At 61.4% G+C, this 25,385-nt stretch carries 18 protein-coding genes; 11 read left to right on the top strand and 7 right to left on the bottom strand.

Going from position 1 to position 25,385, the window contains the following annotated elements:
* From IGX34_RS17800 to IGX34_RS17790, 3 genes are all read left to right on the top strand, one after another.
* A complete protein-coding gene (locus IGX34_RS17800; protein WP_192557077.1) occupies positions 1 to 657 on the top strand; it encodes a DUF2931 family protein in 657 nt (218 codons plus the stop codon).
* 16 nt (positions 658 to 673) lie between these two features.
* Positions 674 to 1,327: a DUF2931 family protein gene (locus tag IGX34_RS17795; protein WP_192557076.1), complete on the top strand. Its 654-nt coding sequence runs from the start codon at positions 674 to 676 to the stop codon at positions 1,325 to 1,327.
* A 109-nt stretch (positions 1,328 to 1,436) separates the two neighbouring features.
* Positions 1,437 to 2,261, top strand: a complete 825-nt coding sequence (locus IGX34_RS17790) for an alpha/beta fold hydrolase (RefSeq protein ID WP_192557075.1) — start codon at positions 1,437 to 1,439, stop codon at positions 2,259 to 2,261.
* A gap of 18 nt (positions 2,262 to 2,279) precedes the next feature.
* Here the strand turns inward: IGX34_RS17790 and IGX34_RS17785 are convergent, their stop codons facing one another.
* Complete coding sequence (locus IGX34_RS17785) at positions 2,280 to 2,906, bottom strand: CGNR zinc finger domain-containing protein (protein ID WP_192557074.1); 627 nt, start codon at positions 2,904 to 2,906, stop codon at positions 2,280 to 2,282.
* Between the two features lie 158 nt (positions 2,907 to 3,064).
* Here IGX34_RS17785 and IGX34_RS17780 point away from each other — a divergent pair, with 158 nt between their 5' ends.
* The 3 genes from IGX34_RS17780 (at position 3,065) to IGX34_RS17770 (ending at position 5,542) form a co-directional block, all read left to right on the top strand.
* A complete protein-coding gene (locus tag IGX34_RS17780) occupies positions 3,065 to 3,757 on the top strand; it encodes an alpha/beta fold hydrolase (RefSeq protein WP_192557073.1) in 693 nt (230 codons plus the stop codon).
* A gap of 37 nt (positions 3,758 to 3,794) precedes the next feature.
* Positions 3,795 to 4,649: an alpha/beta fold hydrolase gene (locus IGX34_RS17775; RefSeq protein WP_192557072.1), complete on the top strand. Its 855-nt coding sequence runs from the start codon at positions 3,795 to 3,797 to the stop codon at positions 4,647 to 4,649.
* Between the two features lie 122 nt (positions 4,650 to 4,771).
* Positions 4,772 to 5,542: an SDR family oxidoreductase gene (locus tag IGX34_RS17770; RefSeq protein ID WP_192557071.1), complete on the top strand. Its 771-nt coding sequence runs from the start codon at positions 4,772 to 4,774 to the stop codon at positions 5,540 to 5,542.
* 174 nt (positions 5,543 to 5,716) lie between these two features.
* On the opposite strand, the gene IGX34_RS17765 is transcribed toward IGX34_RS17770, so the two are convergent.
* The 4 genes from IGX34_RS17765 to IGX34_RS17750 all read right to left on the bottom strand — a co-directional run bounded on the left by IGX34_RS17765 (position 5,717) and on the right by IGX34_RS17750 (position 13,447).
* Positions 5,717 to 7,666: a M61 family metallopeptidase gene (locus IGX34_RS17765; RefSeq protein WP_192557070.1), complete on the bottom strand. Its 1,950-nt coding sequence runs from the start codon at positions 7,664 to 7,666 to the stop codon at positions 5,717 to 5,719.
* A 113-nt stretch (positions 7,667 to 7,779) separates the two neighbouring features.
* Positions 7,780 to 9,351, bottom strand: coding sequence for a carbohydrate-binding protein (locus tag IGX34_RS17760; protein ID WP_192557069.1), 1,572 nt, complete (start codon positions 9,349 to 9,351; stop codon positions 7,780 to 7,782).
* A gap of 339 nt (positions 9,352 to 9,690) precedes the next feature.
* Positions 9,691 to 10,962 carry a chitin-binding protein gene (locus IGX34_RS17755; RefSeq protein ID WP_192557068.1) on the bottom strand — a complete coding sequence of 424 codons (1,272 nt, stop codon included), beginning with the start codon at positions 10,960 to 10,962 and terminating at the stop codon, positions 9,691 to 9,693.
* A gap of 469 nt (positions 10,963 to 11,431) precedes the next feature.
* Positions 11,432 to 13,447 (bottom strand): SPFH domain-containing protein, encoded by a 2,016-nt coding sequence (locus IGX34_RS17750; RefSeq protein ID WP_225737567.1) that lies wholly within the window; start codon positions 13,445 to 13,447, stop codon positions 11,432 to 11,434.
* A gap of 905 nt (positions 13,448 to 14,352) precedes the next feature.
* Between IGX34_RS17750 and IGX34_RS17745 the strand changes: the two genes are divergently transcribed.
* Complete coding sequence (locus IGX34_RS17745) at positions 14,353 to 15,144, top strand: FadR/GntR family transcriptional regulator (RefSeq protein ID WP_225737566.1); 792 nt, start codon at positions 14,353 to 14,355, stop codon at positions 15,142 to 15,144.
* Positions 15,145 to 15,172: 28 nt separating this feature from the next.
* Here the strand turns inward: IGX34_RS17745 and IGX34_RS17740 are convergent, their stop codons facing one another.
* Both IGX34_RS17740 and IGX34_RS17735 read right to left on the bottom strand, forming a co-directional pair.
* Positions 15,173 to 16,360: a glycoside hydrolase 5 family protein gene (locus tag IGX34_RS17740; protein WP_192557067.1), complete on the bottom strand. Its 1,188-nt coding sequence runs from the start codon at positions 16,358 to 16,360 to the stop codon at positions 15,173 to 15,175.
* A gap of 37 nt (positions 16,361 to 16,397) precedes the next feature.
* Positions 16,398 to 17,552: an aldose epimerase family protein gene (locus IGX34_RS17735; protein WP_192557066.1), complete on the bottom strand. Its 1,155-nt coding sequence runs from the start codon at positions 17,550 to 17,552 to the stop codon at positions 16,398 to 16,400.
* Positions 17,553 to 18,051: 499 nt separating this feature from the next.
* Here IGX34_RS17735 and IGX34_RS17730 point away from each other — a divergent pair, with 499 nt between their 5' ends.
* The 4 genes from IGX34_RS17730 to IGX34_RS17715 all read left to right on the top strand — a co-directional run bounded on the left by IGX34_RS17730 (position 18,052) and on the right by IGX34_RS17715 (position 25,126).
* Positions 18,052 to 20,931 carry a TonB-dependent receptor gene (locus IGX34_RS17730; RefSeq protein WP_192557065.1) on the top strand — a complete coding sequence of 960 codons (2,880 nt, stop codon included), beginning with the start codon at positions 18,052 to 18,054 and terminating at the stop codon, positions 20,929 to 20,931.
* A gap of 81 nt (positions 20,932 to 21,012) precedes the next feature.
* Positions 21,013 to 22,857, top strand: coding sequence for a glycoside hydrolase family 35 protein (locus tag IGX34_RS17725; protein ID WP_225737565.1), 1,845 nt, complete (start codon positions 21,013 to 21,015; stop codon positions 22,855 to 22,857).
* A gap of 106 nt (positions 22,858 to 22,963) precedes the next feature.
* On the top strand, positions 22,964 to 24,154 hold the full coding sequence (locus tag IGX34_RS17720) for a glycoside hydrolase family 27 protein (protein ID WP_192557064.1): 1,191 nt from the start codon (positions 22,964 to 22,966) through the stop codon (positions 24,152 to 24,154).
* 69 nt (positions 24,155 to 24,223) lie between these two features.
* A complete protein-coding gene (locus IGX34_RS17715) occupies positions 24,224 to 25,126 on the top strand; it encodes an aldose 1-epimerase (protein ID WP_338015501.1) in 903 nt (300 codons plus the stop codon).
* The last annotated feature ends 259 nt before the right edge of the window (positions 25,127 to 25,385 follow it).

Below are 25,385 nucleotides of genomic sequence, written 5' to 3'. Positions count from 1 at the left end.
ATGAACCGCTCTGCAGCCCATGTAATGACATTCGTGGCCATATTGTTTTGCCTAACGGCTTGCGAATCATCCAAAACTCAACTTCCCTACCATGCTTGGCGCATTGGATTTATCGCACCGCCGAATATGGAAGTATGGATTGAAGATGCACGGATTGAGGATGTAGAGGGGCGCATTTTTTTAGGATACAGCCCTGGCGGATCGGCAATGGGCTATAACCCCGACCGCGCTGCGTGGTCAGATTACATTGGCCTGGGTGGAGGTCGGGATGTAGTGGGAGCCGCCTTGCCCAACCTTATCTACGTCCGATGGCAGTCATTAGTGGAGCCGCAAACCTACAGCGTTCTATTGAAAATTCCCGAGCATCTAAGACATCAGATGCTGCTGCAAGCGCCCTCCATGATGCGAGTGCCAGATGCTCCGCATGACCTGGGGTACTACAAGAACGTTACGATTGGGCTAGCGCCAGGTGGGGTTGTACGCGTCTGGATCACCGGGCCGGCCCTTCAGGCAATCCCAATGATATGTGCAAAGGCACAAGTTGAAGCTAAAGGTCCTTATGGCGGCCAGTCGAACGGCAAATATCGCCCGCTCACGGCCAGGCCACAGGCCTACTTGCAAGCACACCCCATTCCCTACGGGACCTGGGGTTGCTAACAAGGACCGTGCATATATGAATCGCGCTGCACTTATAGGGATATGGCTGGCGTTCTCACTTTGCCTTGTCGCACGCGGCGAGTCCAAATCCCACTTACCTTATTCTGCTTGGCGTCTTGGGTTTCTCGCACCACCAAACATGGAAGTATGGACAGAGGAGGCAATCGTGGAAGATATCCACGACCGCAGGTTCTACGGTTACGAGAGCGGAACTGTATCCATGGGCTATAACCCCAATGCTGCAACCTGGCCGCGTTACGTAGGATGGGGAGCCGGGCGATACGTTACGGGTGCGGCTTTGCCAAAGCGCATCTATGTGCGTTGGCAGTCCCTGGTTGAACCGCAGACTTATAGTGTGACGCTGGAAATACCCGAATTCGCCCGACAGCAGATGCTGCTGCAAGCACCTGCACTGATAGGAGTGGCAGGCTTAGCTCATGATCCGGAGTACTACAACGCCGTAGCGATCGGACTTGCTCCAGGTGGCATCGTGCGCGTATGGATTACGGGCCCAGGGCTGGAAGCAATACCGATGATGTGCGTCAAAGCACAGGTCGAACCGAAAGGTCCTTATGGCGGCCAGTCGAACGGCAAATATCGCCCGCTCACGGCCAAGCCACAGGCCTACTTGCAAGCGCACCCCATTCCCTACGGAACCTGGGGTTGCTGATTTCGGCGTAGAGTGATGGACCGCCGCCCCTCGTCCGCGCCGTGCCTCGTCGCCACGGCGTCACAAGACGAGCTCAATAATCGGGGTTCTTCACCAGGAGGCGAGCGCCATGCCAAGCATCACCACGAACGACGGTACCGAGATCTATTACAAGGACTGGGGCAAGGGGCAGCCCATCGTGTTCCATCACGGCTGGCCGTTGAGCGCCGACGACTGGGATGCGCAGATGCTGTTCTTCCTGTCGAAAGGCTATCGCGTGATCGCACACGACCGGCGCGGCCATGGCCGCTCCTCCCAGACCTGGGAGGGCAATGACATGGACACGTATGCAGACGATGTCGCCCAGCTGGTCCGCGCGCTGGATCTGAAAGATGCCATCCATATCGGCCATTCCACCGGCGGTGGCGAAGTGGCGCGCTATGTCGCACAGCATGGCAAGGGACGCGTGGCCAAGGCCGTGCTGATCGGCGCGGTGCCGCCGATCATGCTCAAGACTGCCGCCAATCCGGGCGGCCTGCCGCTCGAAGTGTTCGACGGTTTCCGCGCCGCGCTGGCGGCCAATCGTGCGCAATTTTTCCGCGATGTACCGGCCGGCCCGTTCTACGGCTACAACCGTCCTGGTGCGCAGGTATCCCAGGGCGTGATCGATAACTGGTGGCGCCAGGGCATGATGGGCGGTGCAAAGGCGCACTACGACTGCATCAAGGCGTTTTCGGAAACCGATTTCAACGACGACCTGAAGGCCATCGAGCAGCCGACCCTGGTGATGCACGGCGAAGATGATCAGATCGTACCGATCGCAGATTCGGGCCTGCTGTCCGCGAAGATCCTGAAGAACAGCGTGCTGAAGACCTATCCGGGCTTTCCGCACGGCATGGCGACCACCCATGCAGATGTGATCAACGCGGACCTGCTGGCTTTCATCCAGTCCTGACCCTGTGACGGCGGCGCCTCAGGCCTCGCTTGCCGCGGGCTTGATGCGCCGCCGATGTGCGGCCTGCTTCGCGCGGTTGCCGCAGATGGCCATGCTGCACCAGCGCCGTGCATGGCCGCGAGTGTGATCGGCGAACAGCAGCGTACAAGCCGGACCTTCGCAGGCCTTCACGAAGGAAAAATTTTCGTCGCAGATTAGCCGCGCCATCGACTCGGCGATGGGTAGCAGCAACGCCTCGGGCGAATTCCAGCGCCGCGTGTGCAGCAGGCTGAAGGCATTGGCCTGGTCAGTCAGCACGATTTCGCTGAAACCCTCATCGCGCTTCAGCAATTGATTGAGCGGTTCAAGCTGACGCAGATCCGTTGGCTGCAATGGGCGGCCCTTGTGCTCATACACAAAACCCCGAAACCACTCGCGCAGGGACCGCGCCTGGCCCGCGAGGCGGTCGAGTTCGCCGGGGAGCGCGCCTGCGCGCGCGGCACGGATTACTTCCGCCGGCACCAGCTGTGCCTGCTGCAGCCAGCCGAGCAGGCCTTCGCCATCGTCCAGCCAGTCCACCGGAACGTCGACCGGGGTGGCAATCGAATTAAGGAAATCCAGGCCGCGGGAATCGGCCAGGAACAGGGCGGGCATCGTCTGGGTCATGGGGCTTATCTCCTGCCGCGCAGCGTAACCACCAAAATAGTTGTTGACAAGTTATCTTTGTCGAGAATAACCTCTCCAAACACATCGAGGAGGTTACATCGGATTTCAACGCGGCGCCGCCTCCCCGTTTTCTCAAAGATCCCTAGGAGAGCCTCGAAATGAACAGCAAAGCAGCCACCGTGGTACTGGTTCACGGCGCCTGGGCCGATGAGTCAAGCTGGGACAAGACCGTAGCCTTGCTCCATGAAAAGCAAATCAAGACGGTTACGGTGCGACTGCCGCTATCCACCCTGGCCGACGACGTGGCCGCGCTGGACCAGGTGCTGGAGCAGGTGGCTGGGCCGGTGGTGCTGGCCGGCCACGCCTATGCGGGCGCCGTGATCGGCGCCACCCACAGCAGCAAGGTGAAGGCGCTGGTATATGTGGCAGCCCTGGCTCCGGACCAGGGCGAAACGGTGGCCGACGTGTTCAACCGCTATGAGCATGACGCGCTGGCGCCCCAGCTGGCCCCCGACGACAAGGGCTGGATCTGGTTGCCGCCGGAAGCCTTTGCCACTGCCTTTGCCCAGCACGCCAGCCCGGCCGAACAAAAAGTGCTCGCCGCGGTGCAGCTGCCGCTGTCGCCGGCATGCATCACGGTGGCGGTCGGCGAGCCGCTCTGGAAGCAGATACCTGCCTGGTACCTGCTGGCCGAACAGGATCACATGATCCCCAAACAGACCCAGCGTTTTATGGCCGAGCGTATGCATGCACGCATCAGCGCCTACCCGGTCGACCACCTGCCCAGCCTCACTGCGCCGAAACTGGTGGCAGCCATCATCCTCGACGCCTTAAGCCACAGCGCCGCCTGATCACCCCATCCCCATTGCATTCACAGGAGCATCCGCCATGTCCGCCACTCACTATCGCCACGCCGATGTCGACGGCTTCAAGATTTTCTATCGCGAAGCAGGCCAGGCCGGTAAGCCCAAGTTGTTGTTGCTGCACGGCTACCCCACTTCCGGCCATATGTTTCGGGAGCTGATGCCATTGCTCAGCGATGCGTTTCATATCGTGGCACCGGACCTGCCTGGGTTCGGGCAGTCGGACATGCCCGCGCGCGAGCAGTTCGAATACAGCTTCGACCATGTCGCCAAGGTGATCGACCGTTTCACCGAAGTGATCGGCTTCGATCGCTTTATCGTCTATGTATTCGACTACGGTGCACCGACCGGCTTCCGCCTGGCGCTGAAGCACCCCGAGCGCATCGCCGGCATCATTTCGCAGAACGGCAATGCCTATGAAGAAGGCCTCAGCGACGGCTGGGATCCGATCCGTGCCTATTGGCAGAATCCCTCGCTGGAAAATCGCGAAGCCTTGCGCGGCTTTCTGACGCCACAGACCACGCGCTGGCAGTATGTGCATGGCGTAGCCGACGAAACGCTGGTGTCGCCCGATAGCATCGCCTTGGACAACTACTATCTGGCGCGCGAAGGCGCGGACGAGATCCAGCTCGATCTGCTGCGCGACTATCAGAGCAATGTAGCGCTCTATCCCGCTTTTCAGGCGTATTTCCGCGAGCAACAACCGCGTTTCCTCGCCGTGTGGGGCAAAAACGATCCGTTCTTCCTGCCGCCGGGAGCGGAGGCGTTCAAGCGCGACATTCCGCAGGCGAGTGTGCAGTTCTTTGATACGGGACATTTTGCGCTCGAGACGCATGCCGGCGAGATCGCCAAGGCCATTCGGGATTTCTTCGCCAAATAATTATTTTCGTAGCCACGCCTGGACCACGGCGCCGTCATTCCGGCGAAGCGCCGTGAGGCCAGGCGGCACGTTGCGACAGCCTTACCAGCATCCATTCACGCAGTGAAACCGGGAGAATCCCCATGCCCAACTCCGTTGCCATCGTCACCGGCGCCAGCCAGGGTATCGGCCGCGCCACGGCTATCCGTCTTTCCAAAGATTTCGCTGCATTGGTGCTGGTAGCGAGAAATCGCGAACACCTGCAGGAAACCGCCAAGGCAGTCGAAGCAAACGGCGCGAAGGCGCTGCTTATCGATCTCGACCTGGCTGAAAAAAGCGCGGCGAAAGCGGTCGTCGAACAAACACTGGCCACCTTTGGCCGGATCGATGCACTGCTGAATATCGCCGGTGCCGTGCCGCAGATCGACCTGTTCGAGATGACCGACGAGCAATGGGACAACGGCATGGCGCTGAAGCTGCACGGTGCGCGGCGCCTCACCATCGAAGCATGGCCGGCGCTGCGGCAGGCTCGCGGTTCGGTGGTATTTACCTCGGGCAATTCAGCGATTTTCCCCAAAGCGCCGTATGCCGCCGTGGGCACCATCAATGCCGCGATCGCAGCGGTCGCCAAGGCGTTTTCCGATCGCGGCATCGGCGATGGCGTAAAGGTGAACAGCGTGCTGCCAGGACCGGTGATGACCGGACGGCGCCAATCGTATCTGGAACACTGGGCACCGCTGCACAACATGAGCGTGGCGGAGGCAACCGAGCACTTTCCACGCGAGGCTGGCATTGCACGTTATGGCCAGCCGGAGGAAATTGCCGAGCTGATGGCGTTTCTGGTCTCGCCCGGCGCACGCTGGATGACCGGTTCCATGCTGCGCATGGATGGCGGCGAAGTAAAATCGGTCTGATCCGCATGGCTCCCTCTCCACTCGGGGAGAGGGTCGGGGTGAGGGGCCGCGCTTGCGGGGCCGGCCCACAAATACGCGGAGTTCTCGGAGCCATCGTTCGCGGCTTCAACAGCTATCACGCGAGGTTGCCCCCTCACCCCGGCCCTCTCCCCGGAGGGGAGAGGGGGAAGCGCTTTATTTGCGCGGAGCGATGATCTCGTCCAGATAATCCGGCGCGCCTTCCACCCGCACCAGATGCGGATACTGCAGACCATCGTGATAATCCACTGCCACGGTGCGATAGCCGCCCTGGTACTTCAGCAGCAACTGGATCGGTGCGCTGCCATGCTTGGCCGCGGTGAGCGCACTTTTCAGCACATCGCTCGAATAATCCTGGCCGTTCACCGCCACGATGGTGGCGCCGGTGCTGACGCCCGCCTTGAACGCCGGGCCATTCCAGCGCACATCGTTGATCTGGCCGTGCTCGCCCATGGTCAGGCCGATCGACCAGGCGAAGTTGTACATGTGGCGCGACGACTCGGACCGGGAGTTGTACTGCTTCTCGAATTCGCTTTCCTGCTCGGTGTAGACCAGCTTCCAACCGGTGCCGTTAATGCCGTCTTCCAGTGGCGGATTGAGCGCATTGACGTGCGCGTGCAGGAAGCTTGCCCAATCGTACGGCGCCACGCTGTTCAGCGCCGCCACCACATCGTCGAAGGTATAGGTCTTGGTGACGTAGCTGCCGTTGTCGACCCCGAAGAAAGTGTGTGCGAAATCATCCAGCGACTTCTTGTCGTGGCTAAGCGCGCGCAGCTTGGCATCCACCTCCAGCCACATCATCTGGCCGCCGCTGTAATACTCCTCGCTCATCTGCCAGCTGCGATACGGCAGGCTGGAGCGGCGTGCGGCGGTGGGATCGTTGGTGGTGTCTTCCAGCGTGCGCCACTGGAAGCCGACGCGATTGCGGTCGTAGTTGGCCGCTTCCATCGCCAGCGCGTCGCGGAACTGTTGCGCCGTCCACATTCCCGAACGCGCGGTAAGCACGTAGCCCCAGTACTGCGTCTGGCCTTCGTATACCCAGAGCAGCGAATCGCCCATCGGGACATTGAAGTTGGGCGTCCACAGATCCGCCGGGCGGCGGAATTTGCCGTTCCAGGAATGCGTGTATTCATGCGGCAACAGATCGCGGCCGGGCGCGGACTCATCCCAGGCAGTGAAGTAATCGGCATCCAGGCCGTTTTCGCTGGACTGATGGTGCTCGGTGCCGTTGCCGCCCAGCACGTCGGACAACGAGAACAGGAAATCGTAGTGATCGTAGTGGTGCGAGCCGAACAGCTTCTCGGCCTGGCTCACCAGTGCGCGGTGCACCTTCAGCTGCTCGGGGCTGATCTCCAGGTACTTGGGCGCATCGGCGACGATATCCAGATGCACCGGTGCGGTGCCACCCAGGTCCACGCGCTTGAAGTACTGCCCGGCGTAGATCGGCGAATCGACCAGGTTGTTGAACGTCACCGGCTTGAAGGTGGTGGTGTCGCCCGACTGCGAGGCAGTTTCCAGCGCCGTACCGAACTGCCAGCCCTGCGGCAGCGTCATGCTGGGCACGAAGGTGATGTCGCGCGAGTAGTAGCCGGCCGGATAGAGCGTCACCTTGCTCCATTCCATATCCATCATCAGCGGCGTCATCTCGAAGCCTTCGCTGTCGGTGCGGCCGGAGAGGTATTGGAACGAGGCATCGATGCTGGTGACGCCCTCGGGTACATCGAGGTGGAAGGCGTATACGTTGTACTTGTCGCGCTTCCACATCAGCGGTTTGCCGTTTGCGCTGAGTGCGATGCCGGCCAGCATGTTGATCGGGCCGGTAGGCGAATGGTCGCCGGGGATCCACTGCGGATAGAGCAAGGTGAGCGCGCCGGGCTTCACCGGAATGGTTTCGCGCACACGAAAAATGCCTTGCGCGGTGTCGTTGGCATCCACATGCAGGGTGATCGTGCCGGGATACGGCGTGTCCTGCGGCGGCGGCACGCTGTCCGCGCCCAGCTGTTGCGCCATGGCGCCGCCGGCTGCCAGCGCCAGGCCCACGGCCAGCGCAAGCTGCGAAAACCTGCGCCGCGCGGCGCCAGGAACAGTGGGAAGCAAACGGGACATGGGCGACTCCGGCAAGCGTGGAAACAGCCGTGCAACTTAGCACCTTCCACGCCTGGCCGGACCTTCCATTGGTCAGGGGCGCCGGTGCGATCCACCGGTGCCGCCAACACGGTCTACAACTGCGAATTGGTGGTGGCGTTGAACTGGGTACCCAGGTTGGTTTCCAGATCGCCGATCGCATACTCCAGCAGGCTGAAGATCTTGGCGCGGTCGCCGGCGTTGCTCAGATTCAGCGTTGCCGTGCCGCTTACGCCAGCCTGCGCGAGCGCACTGTTGAAAGCCGTCTGCGCCTGCGCCGCGGTGATATAGGTGGCCGAGCCCGAGCTGCCGACGTAGTCCATGGTCTGGAATACATTGGAAAATACGCTTTCCAGACTCGCCACGTTGAAATCCACCGCGTTGGCCGGAGTAACCACGTTCGACAGGCTGCCGACAGGAATCGGGTTGTCGTAGAACTGGTCGAGGTAATAGCGCACCTGGTAGGGGTATTGCTGGTAGGTATCCGTCTGGCCCCATACCGAACTGTACGCATTCACCGAAGCGACCGTCGCCGCCGTCGCGGTAGCGCCAAGGCTGCTGTAGCTGCCGACCAGGCCGCCGTAATAACCCTGGTTGTAGGCCACGTTCAACAGCACGTCGAGGAAGTTATTGGGCAGCGTCTTGAAGTTGCTCAAGGCGTTGTCGTACGCCGGCTGCCATGGCGTGGTCCAGCCATCGGGCCCCGTGCCGGTCACGATCAGCGCGACAAAGTCGTTGTAGTGGAAATACGCGGTCAACATCGGACCGTAGTACTTGTTATTGAAGGATGCCGGCGTGGCCTGGCTGTATTGGGTGGCCGCGGTAGCCATGGTGTAGCCGATGTTTTTCTGGATCGCCACGTAGTTGATCAACGAATGCCCGGCCGGGGTATACGAACCGGACACCATATCGACGGCGTAGTTGTTGATCTGGTACGGGCCGCCCTGTCCCGCGCCCATCACCGCCGCCTGGTCCGGCGACGGATCGATCAGGTTGCTGCTGTCCACGTAGTACTCGGTGGCGATGTTCTCCTGCAACAGCTGGCCGAGGATCGAGCCGTAGAGGTAATCCTTGTCGAACTGGATGCCGGGGTAGTACTCCTGCACCAGGTGGCCGTACATCACACCGGCGATCAGGTTGGACATCACCAGGTCGGTGTAGTTGTCGCCGGCCAGCAGCAACTGGTCCTGCGCACTGCCGGCACCGAGCAGCAGATGGAAATTGATGGTACCGGTGGTACCCGACGGGCTGGGTGTCGGTGTCGGTGTCGGTGTCGGTGTCGGTGTCGGTGTCGGTGTCGGTGTCGGTGTCGGTGTCGGTGTCGGTGTCGGTGTCGGCGTCGGCGTCGGCGTCGGCGTCGGCGTGGGTGTGGCACCACATTCGCCCTGCGCGGTCCACGGCTGGCCGCTGCCCGAACCGCCATTGTTGGTAGCCGGATCGTTGCCCTGCGTCCACCAGTTCGCCTTGTAGTTGACGCCGTTCTCGCTAGCGAGGTTGCCGGCGGTATAGATCTGGCTGGCGCTCCACGTTGCGGCACACGCAGTCTGCGCATGCACGCTCTGGACGGGAGCTGCCGTGAGCACGACAGCGGAAAGCGCCGCGCCGATCGAGGTACTCAAGGAACTGCAGGCAAGGGTGGACCAGATGGTCGATGTCTTTCCAGGCATAAGCTGTCTCCGGAGAATTTTAATCGCAGCAAATCACGCGCATCGACGGGCACGCCGATACGTTCGCGTAGATATGGACGGCCGCACACGCGCATCCCCGCACGGTGTCGCGTGCAATGCGTTTAGTGTTTCTTGGTATGCGGCGAGTATCCGCGTGCGATGACAACGTTGTCCAGTGACGCTGGCCGCGATGCCCACGGTAGAACGTGATGCGTATCGCAAGATGCATGTGCTGCTTATCCGCAACGCTCGTGCACGACGATGGCTCAACTGGTTCCGAAGGGCTCAATGCCCTCGCTTGAGGACATTGAGCCGCGATCCAGCGCTACAAAGCCGGATCTAGTGCTGCGTCAACGTGGTGGCGTTGAATTTCGTGCCGAGATTGCTTTCCAGGCCACTGATTGCACGTTCGAGCAGCTTGAAGATCTTGGCGCGATCCTTGGTCTTGCTCAGATCCAGCTTCTCACCGAGCCCCATATGCGAGTTGCCGAGTGCGCTGTCAAAGGCCTTTTCGGCCTGCTTCGCCGTGATGTATACGGCCTTGCCCGAACCATCCAGATGATCCAGCGTCTGAAACACTTTGGAGAATACGTCTCGCAACGTTTTCACCTTGAACACCACGTGGTTTTTCGGCATGACGGTATTTGCCGGGTCATCCGTGGGAATCGGATTGTCGTAGAGTTGATCCAGGTAGTAGTGCACCTGATAGGGATACTGCTGGTAGGTATCCTGTTTTCCCCACACAGCTGCATAGGCATTCACGGCGTCGACGGTTTCGCTGGTGGCTGTTACGCCCAGCTTGCTGTATTGGCTCACCAGCGGGCCGTAGAAGCCCTGGTTGTAGGCAACATTCAACAGCACGTCGAGGAAGCTGTTGGGCAGCGTTTTGAAGTTCTCCAGCGCATGATCGTAGTCCGGCTGCCAGGGTGGCATCCAGGGGCCATTCGGGTCCTTGCCCACCTCCTTCAACGAGACGAAGTCGTTGTAATGGAAATACGCCGCCAGTATCGGCCCGTAATACTTGTTGTTGAACGACTGCGGTGTTGGCTTGGCCCATTGCCCCGCGGCGGTGTCCATGGTGTAGCCGATGTTCTTCTGGATGGCGACGTAGTTGATCATCGAGTGACCTTTGGGCTCATAGCCGCCAGCCACCATATCCGCCGCGTAATAGTTGATCTGATAGGGCCCACCCTGGCCCACGCTCATTACGGCTTGCTGATCGGGTGACGGGTCAAGCAGATCGCTGGTGTGATCGTAAAGCTGCGTCTGGATGTTTTCCTGCAGCAACTGGGCGAATATCGAGCCGTACAGATAATCCTTGTTGTATTGAATACCTGGATACGCCGTATCAACCAGGTGACCATACATCACGCCGGCGATTACATTGGACATGATCAGGTCGGTGTAGTTTTCGCCATCGAGCACCATGTGATCCTGCGCCGCACCGGCGCCCAACAATAGATGGAAGCCGATATCGCCCGAACTGGCATTGGCCGGCTTCTCTGCAGCGGAGGGCAATTCCGTCGCACTGCCGCCCTGCATGGGTGAGGCCGCAAATGCTGCGGTCGAAATGGCGGTGCCGATCGAAATGCATAGAGCACCGAGCACCATGGACGATCCTTTTTTTGCTTCTTTTTTTTGCATTGTCTTATCTCAATGGATTTGGGCCACAAGGGCCTGTCACGCAGACATAGACGGTGGCGATCTCAGTACGGTGATGCGGTAGCGAAACACACCACGCTGCCTGCACTGCATCGATTTCACGCCCGCGGATGCGTGACTCGACGCGCAGCCAGTATCGGAACGTCACCGCGACGCTGTCGAGATTCACCCACAAAAGTGCCTACAACACGTCGTGATACGCGTCGCAAAAAAAGACTTAATCGTTTCGTCCGTGAAGAATAAGGGTGACTCGATGCGGTGATACGTCGCATCAGTCTGCTCGCACTACTCACTTGTTCGAGCTGGCGTGAATGATGCGGGACGTCACGGAAAGAATGCCCTTGAGCAGCATCCCTGTTGCTCAAGGGCGGGTGATGGACACGAGGAAACCTTCCATCTAATGCGCCACGGCGCTTATCTATGTTTCGTTGACGCGGCCAGTCAGCGTCGGAGCAGCAGACGCATCACCCGACTCCATGCGCTCAGCCATAAAAGCATTGGCCAGCTGCGCAAGCATGGTCAACGCGCCGCCCTCGCCCGCACCAAGCGCAATCTTGGGCACGATGGCGATCTTGCCCTCGCGCAATGCATCGGCAAACTGCCTGCCCAGATCGTTGACCAGCTGCATGCGTGCGCCTTCACCGGTGAGCGCTTCAGCCTTGGCGCGGATCGCGCTGGCCTCGGCCTTGCCTACCGATTCGGTGGCGGCAGCCTTGCCCTCGCCGACCGCGATCTGGCGTTTGCGCTCCGCGTCGGCGTTGATGTTGATCACCTGCGCTTCCTTGGTCGCCGCGGCAATCGCCGCGTCGCCCTCATTGGTGCGAATCTTCACGCTGATCTCGGACTTGGTCAGCTCGGTCTGGATTTGCGTCCTGGCCTGGGCTTCGCGCAGCGTGCGCTCCTTGTCCGCGGCTTGTTGCTGCTGATCGTAAGTTTCCATCTGCTCCTTCGCGACCTGGCGATCACGCAGCTGGTTGAGGATGGTGTCGATGCGCTGGCCGGAGGCGTCACCGGTATTGCCATGCGGCGTGCCGATCAGCACTTCCTGCAGTTCGAGGTTGTAGGCTTCGAAGCGGCCTTTCATGTCGATGCCCGCTTTTTCCTGGATGGCCGAACGTTCCTGCAGCAGTTCGATCAGCGTTTTGGTCTGCCCGGTGTTCTTGAAATACGCCGAGACCATCGGGTCGAGGGTCTGGTCGACCAGTCGCTTGATATCGCCGAAGCGCTGCACGACCAGCGGTGCCTTGCGGTAATCGATATGCACCACCACCGACAGCGGCATCAACGGCTCGAACGCATCCTTGGTGATCAGGGCGACTTCGGACAGGTTTTCGTCGTATTTATGCGCGTTGGTTACCTCCTTCGACCACTTGAGGATGAAGTTGGTAGTGGGCACTAGCTGGATCTTGCCGGCATACGTATTGAAGGCATATTTGCCTGGCAGCAGCGGTTCCTTCCAGACGCCGCGGCAGCCGTTGTCGACCAGCTCGCCGTGCGAGTAGCCATCGCCAGAACGATCCGCACCCGCCTTACCATAGTAAGAAACCACCACGCCCACGCTGCCTACCGGCACCACTGTCTTGCGGATGAATTCCACCGTGGCGAACAGGCGATTGAGGTAATACGTACCCTCCACCAGCACTTGGTGCTGACGGCCACGACGGCCACCGGCGCGCAGGAAGGCGCTGATGTTCTGGAAGTTGTTGTGGAAGGTAGCTTTGTTGCTTGGGTCATCGCCCACGCGCGGCGCCACGATTTCATCCGGCGGCAGCACCGGACCATCCTGGATGGTGACCACGCCCAGTACATCGCTGGCGTCCTCATCGGCGGCCTTGTCCGATTGCAGCACCTTGGAGGCGGTGCCGCCGATCACTACTGGCGTAAAGCCTTTGCGTTCGGCCAGCACACGGCCCATCTGCTCGACGGTGCCCTTCTCCTCATCCGACAGCAGCAAGCCGTGCACGCGCGCAGCCGTGATGATGGCGAATTGGGCCACGTTGATCGCATGCGTGCCTTCGCGAAGAATCGCGCGCTGCGGACCTTTCTGGCCGCCGGCGCGAAGGAAGGCAGCTACATCTTCGATATCCGCCTCGACGATCTCGCCCAGCGCCTGGCCATCCACCAGCTCACGGCCATCGCGTGCGAACACGTAGCCGAGTTCGCCCTGCGGAATGGTCACCAGATCGGCCTTGTGCACGCGATACTGGAACGGGACAAAGTAATGCAGGCCGCCGCGCAGCACCTGCGGTTGATAGCCCACTTCACCGTTCAATGCGATCAATCCGCGCGTCAACGATGACGCACCCCATAGCCGCTCGACGATGCCGACGCGGTCATTGGGGATGTAGACAATGGCGTTGGAAATAAACACCAGTGCAATTAGTACGACGATGCTTGCAGCAACAGCAAGCAGGATGATCATGATCATGCTCATGGAAGTCTGTCCTTGGGAAAAAGCGCCTGGCTACAGCCAGGGCCGGTCATGCATGCGTTGCGTCAGGTGATGGCGATGGATACCTCGCGATGAGTGCGCGCGGCCGCGGCCATTGGCATCGAGGCCCGGCAGTCGTAAATGGATGCGATGAGTGATCAGCGAGCGGTGATGGTGGATGCGCCAGTCACCGCATGCGCAAGACGCATGGCGGATACTTCATATATGAATAAGTTGATCGGCGCAGTCGACTCGACGATATGGTCGTACGATGCAGCGCATGCGAATCATCATCCACGCGTCTGGCGCGTGCCGAAGATACGTGCGTGAGATCGGGAAGTGTGGGTGCCCTGGCTAGGTCGGGCGTCTGTGCGTGGCAGTCTTTCGTCGCGCGCCTGAAACAGCTGGACCGTGAAAGATGCGTGTCATGTTGGCGGGTCGGTGGACCTGGAATGCGCGCATTGTACGCCGAATTTTTTTGGGTAGCGCAAGCATGCTTTGCAAGCTATTCGTTGGCATGTAATAACGTTGCGTCACTGCCATGATGCCGATCCGGTACCTGGCCATGTCCGGCCTAAGCGATGCACGAATAGGCGATTTCGACTGAGTGTGCAGGTAGTGGTGGAAAGGCAGACTTGTCATCGAAGGCCGTCGACATCTTCGCTGACTTCGCTCCCTGGCATCGCACCAAGCTGTCAGGAAGAACGGATGCGCCGGCCTGTTCGGCCGCCATGCAAGCGCAGCTATTGCGCTAAGCGCATGGCTTTAGGGGCTGCCGGGAGGCGCCAAAGTCGGCGCCAGCCAATTCATGGCATCATGCCCAGGCAGCGGCGGCAGGTGTGGCGCCGCGACGGCTCGCCGGTCCGCGACCCGTTCCATTGCATGGAAATCAGCAGGAGATCGACTGAATGGCATCTTTTCGCAGCGGTCGGGACGGTGACAGCATCGCTCCCCGCTCCGCCCTGGCACGGCGGCTACGCAGCGGCATCGGTCCGATGCCTGCGCGCAATCTGCACGGGCATGTGGTGCAGGTACTCGGCCAGCGTATCGTCAGCGGCGAGCTGAAGCCCGGCGAGGTGTTGCCGCCGGAAGCCAGCATGGCGGTGGAAATGGATGTCAGCCGCACGTCGCTGCGCGAAGCGATGAAGGTGCTGTCGGCCAAGGGGCTGGTGGAAGCGCGGCCCAAGGTGGGCACGCGCGTGCGCGATGCGCGTTTCTGGAATCAGCTGGATGCCGATGTGCTGGCCTGGCGCTGCAGCACGATGCCGACCATGGATTTCGTGGACAAGCTGTCGGAGATGCGCGAGATCATCGAGCCTGCCGCCGCGGCCAGCGCCGCGCGTCATCGTTCGGCCGCGCAGCTCAAGCGCATGCAGACCGCGTTCGATGGGATGGAAGCGGCGCCCGATCCGGAATCGTGGACCGCGGCGGACGTGGATTTCCATGAAGCCATTCTCGCCGCCACCGGCAACGAATTGCTGATCTCGCTGTTTTCGGTGATCGAAACCGCGCTCAGCAGTTATTTCACCATGTCGGCGCGTACCGCCAGCAATTTCAAGTATTCCCTGCCGCAGCATCGCGCGGTGCTGGTGGCGATTCGCGACAAGGATGCCGAGGCGGCGCACAAGGCCATGCTGAAGGTGATTGCGGATACGCGCGAAAACCTCAGCAACAAGCGGCGCGGCGACAAGGGACGCTGAGCGGCGTCCACGGCGCAGGCTGCGGCACTTAAGGTGCGGTCGCGGCGTCCGTTACCGGCAACAGCATGGCATCCGCCGGCACCACACCTCGCGGCGCACGACTCAGGGCGCGGATGATCTCTGCTTCGCGCGCACGATAAGGGGTACCGTCCGCCTGCAGCAGATCGTGGAACCAGATATCCGGCGGCTGTAGCGTGTACGGCCGCTGCCACGAATCCCAGGGATAGATGGTCTGCGACTTGCCCGAGACGAAGCCCCAGTTGACCATGCCGACATCCAGCTTCTTGCCCAGCGGCAGCACCGTATCCACGGTCGAGCCTTCGCCGCGCGCCATGTATTCGGTGCAGATCAGCGGGCGCCCATAGCCGCGCAGCTGCTGCACCCGACGCAGGAAATCTTCGGGAAAACCGTAGTTGTGGAAGCTGATGATGTCCGACTCGGTCAGCTGCGTGCGCTCGATCGCGTTGAGTGCGGCCAGTTTGGACCAGTCCTCGTGATGCCATAGGCCGCTGGTCAGCGGCTGCTCCGGATGCTGGCTGCGCGCCCAGGCGAATACCTGCGGCAGCAATTGCGCCACACGCTCGAATTTGTCTTTCGGTTCCTGCGCGGCGTAGTTGCCGCCGCCATCGTTGTCCGGCTCGTTCCATACATCCCAGGCAAGAATGCGCGGGTCATGCGCAAAGCTGCCGACGATGTCTTTGACGTAGCCTTCCAGCTGCGGATAGCGCGAGGGATCGTCGAGGATCCTGGTTCCCGGCGCCTGCACCCAGCCGGAGTTGTGCACGCCGGGAATCGGCGGATGTTGCGGGCCGAGCACCGGATCCGGGTCCCAGCAGGAGTCGAACAGCACGAAGATCGGCTTGATGTGATGGCGCGCGGCGATGGTGAGGAACTGGTCGATACGCTGCTTGAAGCCCTGCTTGTCCTGGTCCCATAGCAGGTTGTGCAGGAATACCCGCATGGTGGTCATGCCCAGGGCCTGCGCCCAGCCCAGCTCCCGGTCGATGCGCGCCGGATCGAAGCTGGCTGGCTGCCACATCTCCAGTTCGTTGATCGCATCGGATGGCAGATAGTCGCTGCCTACCGGCCACGCCTGCTTTGCATACCAGGCCTTGGCCTTGGCCGGGCTCCATGGCTGTGCATCGTCCGCATGCGCCATCAGCGGCATCGCCAGGGCCAGCGCCGCTATCCATACCGCCCGTCCTGCGTGCTTCATCGTGCCCACTCCGCTTTTTGCTGCGCCAATGCCTGGTTCAATGCGTCACCACGCGTCCGCCGTCGGTAGCGAAGCGATAAACAATGGTGTTGCGGTAGGTTTCGCCGGGCGCAAGCCGTGCCGATCCGAATGCCGGACGATTGGGCGTATCGGGGAACAGCTGCGGCTCCAGCACGAAGGCATCGCCCTGGCGATAGATATGGTGCTGCTTGCCCACCGTGGTGCCGTCCAGAAAATTGCCCGAGTAGAACTGCAGCCCAGGCTTGCTCGACCACAGGCTCATCACGCGTCCCGAATGCGGATCCTGCACGCGCGCCACCATATGCGATTCCACTTCCTTGCTGCTGACCACCCAGTTCATGTCGTAGCCGTGGCCGAACAGCAGTTGCTGCGAGCTGCCGTCGCGGATATCGCGGCCGATCGGCTTGCCGGCGCGGAAGTCGTACGGTGTGCCGGCTACCGGAACGATGTGCCCGTCAGGAATCGAGGCGGCATCCACGGTGGTGATGGCTTCGCCGGGAATGGTCAGCACCTGGTCCATCACCGTACCGCCACCTTCGCCGGCGAGATTCCAGTAGGTGTGGTTGGAAAGATTGACGATGGTCGGCTTGTCGGTGGTGGCAACGTAAGCAATTTTCAGCTGGTTGTCCTCGCTCAGCTGATAGGTGGCCTTGACCGTGAGCGTGCCCGGATAGCCCTGATCGCCATCCTTGCTGATGTATTGCAGCGTCACGCTGGCATTGGGTCCCTGCTTGACCTCCACCACCTGCCAGACCTTTTGATCGAAGCCCTGGTTGCCGCCATGCAGGGAATTGGGGCCTTCGTTGCGCGTCAGCTGGTAATGCTTGCCATCCAGCGTGAAGCTGCCGTGCGCGATGCGGTTGGCGTAGCGGCCAACCGTGGCACCGAAATACTGGCGGCGATCCAGATAGCCTTGCAGGTCGTCGTAGCCGAGTACCACATCGGCGAGATGGCCGTCGCGATCCGGCACCAGCAGCGATTGCAGCGATGCGCCGTAGCTCATCACCCGCGCCTGCACGCCGCGGCTGTTGGTCAAGGTCACAATCTCCACGTTCTGGCCATCTGCGGTGTGGCCGAACGATGCGCGGGTGGCTTCGGCTGCCTGTGCGCCGGTGCTGGCCAGGCCGGCCATGATCAAGCAGAAAGAACCGAACATAACCGCGTGCTTCATGTAGTGCATTCCCCGAAAAAAACCAAAGCATGCGAGCGAAAGACTGCACGCATTTGAACAGCCCGAGTCAATCGCGATGCGGCCGATATGTTCGTACGCGAACAGTCCCGCATTCAAGCCGCTGCGCCGATGCGATATCCGGTGCGGTGCTTGTTCGATCCTTGCACCGGATACCCATCGCCGGGCTGAGCCTGCCTGCTAAAGGGGCCTTGGTCATGCTGCGCTGCAGCTTGTCGTCTGATACGAGAATATTATTATCCAATAATACTACTATTGGATGAGCAGGGCTGGAAAACCTTCCAAGGCAGCTGATTTCATCGGCCGATTCCTTGGAACTGCTTCAGAACCACGGCTTACGAATCGCCACTGAGGGGTGGCAACCGGTCGCGCCACTTAGGGGTAAGCGCGACTCAATCTGAGTAGACCAACATGGCACCGCGGGGCGCCATGCTCGTCATTACGTACATGTCCACAAGCATTACGCATCCAGGGGCAGTCCATGCAAAGAAAAAAACTGACGTTCTCTGTGTACCAAGCGCTGGCCATCATGGGAGGTGCCTGCCTGCTTGGCTACAGCGCACAGGGATACGCACAAACCAACGCATCCGCAGCCAGCTCAGGTTCGCCCGCCACGGCGGCACCGACCCAGAGTGCCCCTGCCGACACCACGCAAACGGCCAATGGCAAGAAGAAGGACGACAAGAAAGTCACCGATCTGAGCGCCGTCAGCGTGACCGGCCAGCTGGCGGCCATCCGTCGCGCGCAGTCGATCAAGCAGGATTCGGTCAACGTGGTCGACTCCATTTCGGCTGAGGAAACCGGCAAATTCCCCGATCCCAACGTGGCCGACGCGCTGCAGCGCGTGCCCGGCGTATCGGTGGATCGCAGCGGCGGCGAATCCAGCCAGATCGCCATTCGCGGCTTCGGCCCGGACTTCGTGGCGGTAACCATCAACGGCCGCCAGATGGCTACGGCCTCCGGCACGCGCGCGTTCGACTTCGACGTGCTGCCGTCGGACATCATCAGCGTCGCCCAGGTCAACAAGACTTCGTCGGCGGATATTCCCGAGGTGGATATCGGCGGCGTGGTGGATATCCAGACGGCGCGTCCGCTGGACTTCAACGGCTTTCATGCCACCGGCTCTGCCGCAGGCGTCAACAGCAATCTCACCGGCAGCTGGGCCGGCAAGACCACGCCCCGTGTGTCGGGCCTGACCGGCTGGACCAATTCGGATCACACCTTCGGCTGGCTGGCGTCGGTGCAGTACTACAAGCGCGACGACACGCAGATCAACACACAAGCGAACTCCTGGTACGTCAATCAGAATATTTCCCAGCAATCCGGCCTGAGCAACCCCAACTACACCCACGTGGCCATCCCCGAAACACTGGCCAACAACGTGGTCGACGAAGAGCGCACCCGCAAGAGCTTCAGCGGTGCGATCGACTGGCATCCGATCGACCGCCTGACGTTCAAGCTCGACACCTTGTACGCGGGCTATCGCGTCGATCCGCTGGAGCATGAATTCGGCGAATACGGCAACGCCGACGACATCCAGTCGCTGACCACGGATGCCAACAACACCGTATTGAATTACGTGCGCAAGAACACTGGCGTGATGTCGAACGACTACGTCGTGGACTACAACCCCAGCGACGAGATCATGATCCAGAACGGCTTGAACGTCGCTTTCGACGTCGATCCGTCGACCGTGCTGACCCTGGACGTATCCAACTCCAAGGCCTGGGACAAGCAGAGCGCCAACAGCTACTTCACCGTGATCGGCGCGCGCAATGTCGGCGTCAATCCGACCTGGACCAACAACGGCAGCAGCGAGCCGCCCAGCTATACCAACATCATTTCCACCACCAACCTGGATGACCTGTACGCGCACTGCTGCAGTTGGGGCGGCCAGTCGAACAACGTCACCGACGGCATCACCCAGTATCAGCTGAACCTGAGCAAGAGCTTCGACAGCGGCACGCTCTCCTCGATCGAATTCGGCGTGCAGCGCAACCGGCAGTACAACAAGTCGGTGCAGTGGGTTACGCCGGAAAGCATTCTTTGCAACGCGTATTGCGGTTATGCGGTATCGGTGCCCCCTGGCGCGGTCGGTGCGTACGTGTATACGCCGCCGGCGCCGATCAGCGGCGTATCGCAGCCGGGCCTGCCCACGCAGTGGATTCAATACGATCCGCTGGCCTACATGAAATGGCTCACCACCCCGGCCGCCTACAACCAGTTGACGCCCGACAAGCGCGCCGCGCTGCTGGCCGCACTTGCGCAGTACGGCAGCTTCCAGCCGAAGTCCAATCCGGGCAGCTTCAACGAGGTGCAGGAAACCGACAAGGCAGCCTTCATCAAGGCGGTGTTTGAAGGCACGATGTGGGAGAAGCCATGGACCCTGGATATCGGCGCCCGCTATATGGACGTGGCCTCGCAGTCCGAAGCCATTTTCCAGGAGCCGATCAGCTATTACGTCAGCCCGAGCGACACCAGCGCCAGCCAGGTGGCTTACGGCCCGCTGGAACCGCAGTCGGCCACCGGCGGTTATCACAAGTGGCTGCCGTCGGCTAACTTCAAGCTCAATCTGCTCGACAACCTGGTCTATCGCCTGGCGCTGTCGAAGACGCTGACCCCGCCCGAACTCAACAACCTGTACTACAACCAGAGCTTCGGCACGCGCCCGGAATCGCTGACGATCACGCAGGGCAACCCGGACCTGCAGCCGTATACGTCGACCAACTACGACACCGGCCTGGAGTGGTACATCGACGACGCCAGCTATCTGTCGGTGGAGACCTTCTACAAGCGGGTCAGCAACTTCAGCACCATCGTCAGCACGCCGGTGTCCTTCCTCGGCCAGACCTGGTCGCTGAGCGAGCCGATCAATTTGAACTCGGCCAGGATCTACGGCGAAGAAGTCACCTTCAACTATCAGTTCACGCATGTGCTGCCGGCACCGTTCGATGGCCTGGGCATGGCGTTCAACTACACCCACGTCAACAGCAGCGCCTCGCTCAGCCCCGGCGTGATCAGCACCTCCGGCAAGTTCGCCGTGCCGGGCATCGGCGATTCGGCCAACCTCAGCGGCTACTACGAAAAAGGTCCGTGGCAGGTGCGCCTGGCCTACAACTGGCGCGGCAGCTACCTGGAGAGCATCTCCTACGGCTCCGGTGCGCAGCCCGCCACGCGTACCTCCTACGGCGAACTGGATCTGAGCGCCAGCTACAAGATCAACAACCATCTTTCGCTGTTCGTGTCCGGCACCAACCTGACCCAGGCGCATCTCTACGACTACTCCGTGTATCCCAATCGCTTCCTCTACGCCGAAGCGGATGGCACGGTGTACACCGTGGGTGTTCGCGGCAGCTTCTGACGCAGGTTCGTGGCAGCAGGGCCGGCTTTGCGCCTGTGCGTGAAGCCGGCCGCCCATCACGGTTGAAGGCAAGAGGTTTCGATGAAGGGATTGAAGCGTGTTTCGATGGGCATCGGGCTCGGTGTCCTGCTGGCCGGCCAGGTATTCGCCGCTCCTGCCGACACCACCCACGGCCTTGCCATCGCGCAAGGCCAGTTCGTGCTCAACGGCAAGCCGTTCCGCATCATCGCCGGTGAAATGCACTATCCGCGCATTCCACGCGAGTACTGGCGGGCACGCCTGAAGATGGCCAAGGCGATGGGCCTCAATACCATCACTACCTATGTGTTCTGGAATGCGCACGAGGCGGAACCGGGACACTACGATTTCAGCGGCCAGAACGATGTGGCCGAGTTCATTCGCGAGGCGCAGCAGGAAGGCCTGTACGTGATCCTGCGTCCGGGCCCGTACGTATGCTCGGAGTGGGAATTCGGCGGCCTGCCGGCGTGGCTGTTGAAGGACGGCGATGCCAATGTGCGCAGCACCGATCCCAAGTTCATGCAGCCGGCCCTGCGGTATCTGCATCGGCTTGGCCAGGAGCTGGCGCCGCTGCAGCTCAATCGCGGCGGCAATATCATCGCCGTGCAGGTGGAAAACGAATACGGCAGCTTCGGCCATGACGATGCCTACATGACGCAGGTGCGCCAGGGCCTGATCGACAGCGGCTTCAATGCCTCCTTGTTCTACACCTCCGACAGCGCCCAGCAGCCGGGTTCGCTACCGGATCTGCTCAAGGTGATCAATTTCGGCGTGGGCCATGCACAGGAAAAGTTCGCCCAGCTGCACACCTGGCAGCCGGGCGGTCCGTATATGGCCGGCGAATACTGGGTGGGCTGGTTCGATCATTGGGGCGGCCCGCATCACGTATCCGATCCCAAGCAGGTCGCGGCCGAGCTGGACTGGATGCTGAAGCAAGGTTATTCGGTCAACTTCTACATGTTCCATGGCGGCACCTCGTTCGGCTGGATGAACGGCGCCAACTGGGATGACGACAACTACCAGCCGGATGTCACCAGCTACGACTACGACAGCCCGCTGGACGAAAGCGGCCGTCCCACGGCGAAGTACGCCGCACTGCGCAAGGTGATCATCCAGGACACCGGCGCCACCCCGCCGCCGGTGCCGGCCACGCCGGGCACCCAGGCCATTCGCGGCATCAAGCTGGATGAATCGGTATCGCTGTGGGATACGCTGCCGTCGCCGGTCGCTTCGCATGAGCTGAAGACCATGGAAGCGCTGGGACAGGCCTACGGCGACATCCTTTATCGCAAGCAGATCGCCGCCCCGTTCACTGGCCAGCTGCAGGTGAACGGCCTGCACGACTATGCGCAGATCTACGTCAACGGCAAGCGCATCGGCACGCTCGATCGCCGGCTGAAGCAGGATCACCTGCCGGTGAAGCTGGCCAAGGGCGATACGCTGGATCTGCTGGTGCAGAACGACGGACGCATCAATTTCGGTGAAAAGCTGCGCACGGAACGCAAGGGCATCCTGGGCGGCGTCAGCCTGCAGGGCACGCCACTGCAGGATTGGCAGATCTACTCGCTGCCGTTCAACGATAGCGATGCATTGCATTACGCCCACGCCGCCTGCCGACATGCGCCCTGCTTCTATCGCGCCAGCTTCGATGCGCCCGCCTCCGGCGACGCCGCGGCCGATACCTTCCTGGACACCGCCGGCCTGGGCAAGGGTTTCGTCTGGCTCAACGGCCACGCGCTCGGCCGCACCTGGAAGATCGGCCCACAGCGGACCTTGTACGTACCCGGCGTCTGGTTGAAGCCGCATGACAATCAGCTGATCGTGTTGGACCTGCTGGTGGAAGGCCAGCCCGTGCTGAATACCCTAAAGCAGCCCGTGCTGGGTACGACCGTGGTGAAGGTGCCCTGAAGCCTCCCCTGCTTCAGGCACCTTCACGCTTTGCGCATTGCTGACCAGGGGCGCGCACGGGTTTGATACCCGGGCGCCCCGTTTCACCCATCGTGGAGAGAAATCGATGAACCGTTCCCTTGGAAGTTTGCTGCGTGTCGCGGTACCACTCGCCTTTGTGCTGGGCGCCTCCAGCGCCATGGCCGACCAGGCCGCGCCGCCCCCGCCGCAAATGGGCTTCAACAACTGGAACTCCACGCATTGCCGCGACGAATTCAACGAAGCGATGATTCGCGGCATCGCCGACAAATTCATCAGCCTCGGGCTGCGCGATGCCGGCTATCGCTATGTCAACGTGGATGATTGCTGGGCCAACTGGCAGCGCGACAAGGACGGCCATCTGCAACCCAATCCCAAGCGCTTCCCCAGCGGCATCAAGGCGCTGGCCGACTACATCCACCAGCACGGCCTGAAGTTCGGCCTGTATTCCAGCGCCGGCACCTCCACCTGCGAACCCCTGCAGGAAAACCGCGGCTTCCCCGGTGGCCTTGGCCACGAGAAGGACGATGCGGCCACGTTTGCCTCCTGGGGCGTGGATTATCTGAAGTACGACAACTGCAACAACCAGAAAGTGGATGCGCAGCAGCGCTACACCGCCATGGCCGAAGCGCTGCGCGCCACCGGCCGCCCGATCTTCTTCAGCGTGTGCGAATGGGGCGAGAACAAGCCCTGGCTGTGGGCCGGCAAGCCGCCGGTCGATGCCGGCTCCTGGCGTACCACCGGCGACATCAACGACAGCTACGGTTCGATGCTAAAGATCTTCAAGCAGAACGTGGTGCTCGACAGCTACGCCCATCCCGGTCACTGGAACGATCCGGACATGCTCGAAGTGGGCAACGGCGGCATGACCAACACCGAATACCGCAGCCACTTCAGCCTGTGGTCGATCATGGCCGCGCCGCTGCTGATCGGCACCGATCTGCGCAAGATCAAGCCGGACGCGCTGCAGATCCTGCTCAACAAGGACGTGATCGCGGTGGATCAGGATCCGCTCGGCGTACAGGGTAAGCAGGTACGCGATGCCGATGGCGTACACGTGATCGTCAAACCGCTCAAGGACGGCAGCGAAGCAGTGGTGGTGTTCAATGAAGGCGATGGCGCGCGCGATGTCAGCGTGGCTGCTGCCGAAATCGGCCTGAAGGCGGGCAACTATCGTTCGCGCGATCTGTGGGCGCATAGCGAGGCGACCGGCAACGGCTCGATCAAGGTGCACCTGCCGGCGCACGCTACCGCCATGTATCGCATCAGCCAACTTTGAACAGGAGCCACGCTTGATACTGGTCGCCGGGCGCAACGCCATGCTCTGTCCGCTCACGGGTAGTCATCCGTGTTGCAGATAGCCAATGCAGCGCTCAGCGCGCAGATCCTGCCCGAAGCCGGCGGCGGACTCGCCGGCTTCGATTGGCACGGACGCGGCACGCCGATCGATTTAATGCGCCGTTACGAAGCGGATCCGCAGGCCGAGGCGATCGATCCCAATCGCCTGGCCTGTTATCCGCTGGTGCCGTGGAGCAACCGGATTGCCGACGGCGGCTTCGCGGTGGACGGGCGCTGGATCGCACTGGCGCGCAACCGCCCGGAAGAAGCCTGCCCGATCCACGGCAGCGGCTGGCAACGCGCCTGGCACGTGCAGGCGCAAAGCGCCGACGCCGTACAGCTGTCGCTGCACGAAACCTCCGAGGCGGCGTACTGCTACCTCGCCACCATGCGCTATGCGCTGCACGATCAGTCCCTGCAGGTCGACCTGACGGTCACCAACACCAGTACGGCGGCAATGCCGTTCGGGCTCGGCCTGCACCCCTTTTTCCCTCGCCATGGCCACACCAGCCTGCACGCGCCTGCGCCGCAGGTATGGCTCAACGACGGCCGCACGCCGCTGCCTACCGAGAGCGTCGAGGTGCCCGCGGAATGGGATTTCCGCCAGCAACGTGCACTACCGCCGGAAGGCCTGGACCACGCATTCCGCGGCTGGAACGGCGAAGCCTCGATCCGCTGGCCGGATGTGCAGCTTGGCCTGCGCATCCAGGCAGAAGCGGATGCGTTCGTGCTCTACACGCCCAAGGACCGCGGCTTTTTCTGCTTCGAGCCGGTCGACCATCCGATCAATGCCGTGCACCTGCCCGGCGGTGCGCAGGCGCATGGCATGACCCTGCTGTTACCCGGCGCCGTCTTGCGCCGCCGGTTTGTCTTCAGCGTGCTCGATCTGGCGCAAGCTCAACCACGCATGTAAACCCAGGCCGAAAGGGAGTTCATGAAGCGGACGGCGCAGCAGCACCCAGGATCGGGCCCTGCCGCGCATGGCAGGCCGGCCAGATGTCTTCACGGGCCACTTTGCTTACGAAATTCGCCCCATCGCTTGCGAAATTAGCCTTGGCCTAACGACTCGCAACTGAGCATATTGTATGATTATATGCATGCGGAACAGGGTCGCTTCGCGTGGCGCCGCCGTTAGCCAGGGGCGCCGGCAAGCAGAATTTCCATCGAATGAT

Origin of the sequence: Dyella acidiphila, from assembly GCF_014863405.1 — a bacterium.
Lineage (GTDB): Bacteria > Pseudomonadota > Gammaproteobacteria > Xanthomonadales > Rhodanobacteraceae > Dyella_B > Dyella_B acidiphila.
Note: the sequence above shows the minus strand (reverse complement) of the source record. Positions and strands in the feature narration are given on the sequence as shown.

Excerpts from the sequence above, each read along its gene's own strand:
- IGX34_RS17800 (WP_192557077.1), top strand. The coding sequence starts at position 1 with ATGAACCGCTCTGCAGCCCATGTAATGACATTCGTGGCCATATTGTTT.
- IGX34_RS17795 (WP_192557076.1), top strand. The coding sequence starts at position 674 with ATGAATCGCGCTGCACTTATAGGGATATGGCTGGCGTTCTCACTTTGC.
- IGX34_RS17790 (WP_192557075.1), top strand. The coding sequence starts at position 1,437 with ATGCCAAGCATCACCACGAACGACGGTACCGAGATCTATTACAAGGAC.
- IGX34_RS17785 (WP_192557074.1), bottom strand. The coding sequence starts at position 2,906 with ATGACCCAGACGATGCCCGCCCTGTTCCTGGCCGATTCCCGCGGCCTG.
- IGX34_RS17780 (WP_192557073.1), top strand. The coding sequence starts at position 3,065 with ATGAACAGCAAAGCAGCCACCGTGGTACTGGTTCACGGCGCCTGGGCC.
- IGX34_RS17775 (WP_192557072.1), top strand. The coding sequence starts at position 3,795 with ATGTCCGCCACTCACTATCGCCACGCCGATGTCGACGGCTTCAAGATT.
- IGX34_RS17770 (WP_192557071.1), top strand. The coding sequence starts at position 4,772 with ATGCCCAACTCCGTTGCCATCGTCACCGGCGCCAGCCAGGGTATCGGC.
- IGX34_RS17765 (WP_192557070.1), bottom strand. The coding sequence starts at position 7,666 with ATGTCCCGTTTGCTTCCCACTGTTCCTGGCGCCGCGCGGCGCAGGTTT.
- IGX34_RS17760 (WP_192557069.1), bottom strand. The coding sequence starts at position 9,351 with ATGCCTGGAAAGACATCGACCATCTGGTCCACCCTTGCCTGCAGTTCC.
- IGX34_RS17755 (WP_192557068.1), bottom strand. The coding sequence starts at position 10,962 with ATGGTGCTCGGTGCTCTATGCATTTCGATCGGCACCGCCATTTCGACC.
- IGX34_RS17750 (WP_225737567.1), bottom strand. The coding sequence starts at position 13,447 with ATGAGCATGATCATGATCATCCTGCTTGCTGTTGCTGCAAGCATCGTC.
- IGX34_RS17745 (WP_225737566.1), top strand. The coding sequence starts at position 14,353 with ATGGCATCTTTTCGCAGCGGTCGGGACGGTGACAGCATCGCTCCCCGC.
- IGX34_RS17740 (WP_192557067.1), bottom strand. The coding sequence starts at position 16,360 with ATGAAGCACGCAGGACGGGCGGTATGGATAGCGGCGCTGGCCCTGGCG.
- IGX34_RS17735 (WP_192557066.1), bottom strand. The coding sequence starts at position 17,552 with ATGAAGCACGCGGTTATGTTCGGTTCTTTCTGCTTGATCATGGCCGGC.
- IGX34_RS17730 (WP_192557065.1), top strand. The coding sequence starts at position 18,052 with ATGCAAAGAAAAAAACTGACGTTCTCTGTGTACCAAGCGCTGGCCATC.
- IGX34_RS17725 (WP_225737565.1), top strand. The coding sequence starts at position 21,013 with ATGAAGGGATTGAAGCGTGTTTCGATGGGCATCGGGCTCGGTGTCCTG.
- IGX34_RS17720 (WP_192557064.1), top strand. The coding sequence starts at position 22,964 with ATGAACCGTTCCCTTGGAAGTTTGCTGCGTGTCGCGGTACCACTCGCC.